2 protein-coding genes and 1 pseudogene are annotated in these 2,329 nt (G+C 38.3%); 1 reads left to right on the top strand and 2 read right to left on the bottom strand.

Annotated features, from left to right (window positions below; all coding sequences use genetic code 11):
* Positions 1-226, bottom strand: a pseudogene (locus QZZ35_RS11215) (ABC transporter substrate-binding protein); the annotation flags it as partial.
* 310 nt (positions 227-536) lie between these two features.
* On the opposite strand from QZZ35_RS11215, the gene QZZ35_RS11210 reads away from it, so the two are divergent.
* Positions 537-1,376, top strand: coding sequence for an undecaprenyl-diphosphate phosphatase (locus QZZ35_RS11210; RefSeq protein ID WP_291237481.1), 840 nt, complete (start codon positions 537-539; stop codon positions 1,374-1,376).
* Positions 1,377-1,436: 60 nt separating this feature from the next.
* Here QZZ35_RS11210 and QZZ35_RS11205 read toward each other — a convergent pair whose 3' ends face one another.
* Positions 1,437-2,258 (bottom strand): Bax inhibitor-1/YccA family membrane protein, encoded by an 822-nt coding sequence (locus QZZ35_RS11205; RefSeq protein ID WP_291237480.1) that lies wholly within the window; start codon positions 2,256-2,258, stop codon positions 1,437-1,439.
* Between the last annotated feature and the right edge of the window lie 71 nt (positions 2,259-2,329).

Below are 2,329 nucleotides of genomic sequence, written 5' to 3'. Positions count from 1 at the left end.
TCTGCACAAGAGGCGTCGTTCCATGCCCCCATCCCATACAGGGGTCCAGTGAATCAGGTTCGCTTGAAATCGATATAATCACTTCATCCTTAACTTCCGATTCTCCTGCCGTTTCTGTCTGTGTCAAACTAGCTGTATGTGTTTTTTTCCCTGTTCCGCCACAGCCTGTCATTAATCCTAAAATCATAGCTGTACCAAGAAGCAGCGATACCATTTGTTTTTTCATCATTCGTCTCCTTTAATCCGTAATGTCAGCAAATCTGTTCGTTTATTTTTTAACAGAAAAAACCACGAAAATTTGCATTATAAAATCCAAACCTTCGTGGTTTTGCATATTCCATCACATCATCAGCCTTCATGACCGACATTAATAATAAACTATCATAAACCCAATCTCCTGTCAATATATATATTTCCCGTGCGGTCCATAGTCACACTTTCAAATTTATACTTGATAATATTCTTCTGACCGACTATACTATTTTGGTGTCCATAGATCTATCTTATGGTCACCTTAAAAAAGGAGGTTAAACATCATGTTACTAAATTTTGCAGAGATATTAAAAATAATTTTTCTCGGAATTGTCGAAGGCGTTACCGAATGGCTGCCAATAAGCAGTACCGGGCATATGCTGCTCGTCGATGAATTTATTTCACTGAACATGAGTGATGCATTCAAAGAAATGTTTTTTGTTGTTATTCAGCTCGGAGCCATTATTGCCGTCATTGTCCTGTTCTGGAATAAAATGTTTCCGTTTCAGTTCAAAGACAAATCCCGATCTGTCATAAAAACCGACACTTTCATCTTGTGGTTTAAAGTTGCCTTTGCCTGTGTTCCATCGGCTGTTATGGGTATTTTATTTGACGATTTTCTCGAAGAACACCTTCATAAGCCAATCATTATTGCTGCCATGCTGATCATCTATGGTATTCTTTTTATCATCATTGAAGACTGGAATAAAAAAAGAACACCTGTAACAAATACTCTTACAGATATCAGCTTTAAAACAGCCTTTATCATCGGTGCCTTTCAGATACTCTCTCTCATTCCAGGTACGTCCCGCTCGGGAGCGACAATTATCGGTGCTTTGCTGATCGGCGTATCCCGTGTGGCAGCAGCAGAATTCACTTTCTTTTTAGCTGTTCCGACCATGATCGGAGCAAGTCTCTTTAAACTTGTCAAATTCGGATTTAACTTTACAGGTGCGGAACTCTTTGCACTCCTTCTCGGCATGGTCATTGCCTTTCTTGTATCTGTTTTTGTCATCAAATTCTTGATGAGCTATATTAAAAAACATGATTTCAAGGTATTCGGCTGGTATCGTATTGTCCTTGGTGCCGCAATCATTTTACTGGCAATTGTCGGCATTCTCTAGAAAAAGCAGAAAGAACCCGTCCAAATCCATCGGGTTCTTTCTTTTTTTATACGTGTCACATTATTTATTATTGTTATTCTTTGCCCGTGCCAGTAAATCAAGCACTTTAAAATAAATCCAAACAATCGTAAATACGAGTCCGAAAGCTGCAATCCATTCATATTTCTTTGGAAGTCCATTTTCAACAATATATTGAACCGTGTTAAAATCTGCCAGAAGAAATAAGGAAGCGATAATAATGCCGGCAACAGATCCTAAAATACCAAGAATCGTATTGTTCTGAAAGAATAAAGCCACTTCTCTGAGCCCCGGAATAAATGCACATACGCACACAATCCCGCTCATCAGTATAGAAGCAAGCAGCAGAGTCAAAACCACTGTCCGAAATTTTTTCGTCACTTTTACAATCCCGCTTGCATACAACACGCACATCGCCGCAACAATCGCCATTGTAATAACGACAGCTATGAGAAGGATTGTTCTGTAATCAACGATTGACGAAGCAATAAAACCTAATATATAACCGGTACCTAAACAGTACAATGTACCTAAAACAGGTATCGCTCTGCGCACTAAAAATGCAACAAAAGGAACAATAACAAAAAATGCAAGGGCTACGAAAAATGGAATGGCAGCCTCCGTCGGCACATCAACCTCCGTCGTTCCCGGTATACCCACAAGTGGATAAATAATATTGAGAAATGCCTGTGCGATAAACCCAGCAAAAATGACAGCTATAAAATAAAAACATTTTATAACAATACCTTTATAGGTTGCACATTCTTCCGTTCTCTCATCCACCTTACTTAATTTTTTTAATAAAGGATTTGTGAAAAATCCATCGATCGTTGAAGACTGATTCTGCATTGTAATATTACTCATATTCATTCACCTCTCTGTATTTCTTTCTATCTATATATACGTATATCTTTCGTGAAAGACCGATTTTTTTT

It is taken from the genome of Frisingicoccus sp., from assembly GCA_016298055.1.
Classification (GTDB): Bacteria; Bacillota; Clostridia; order Lachnospirales; family Lachnospiraceae; genus Frisingicoccus.
The sequence above is the reverse complement of the archived record's forward strand: the minus strand, read 5'-3'. Positions and strand labels throughout refer to the sequence as shown.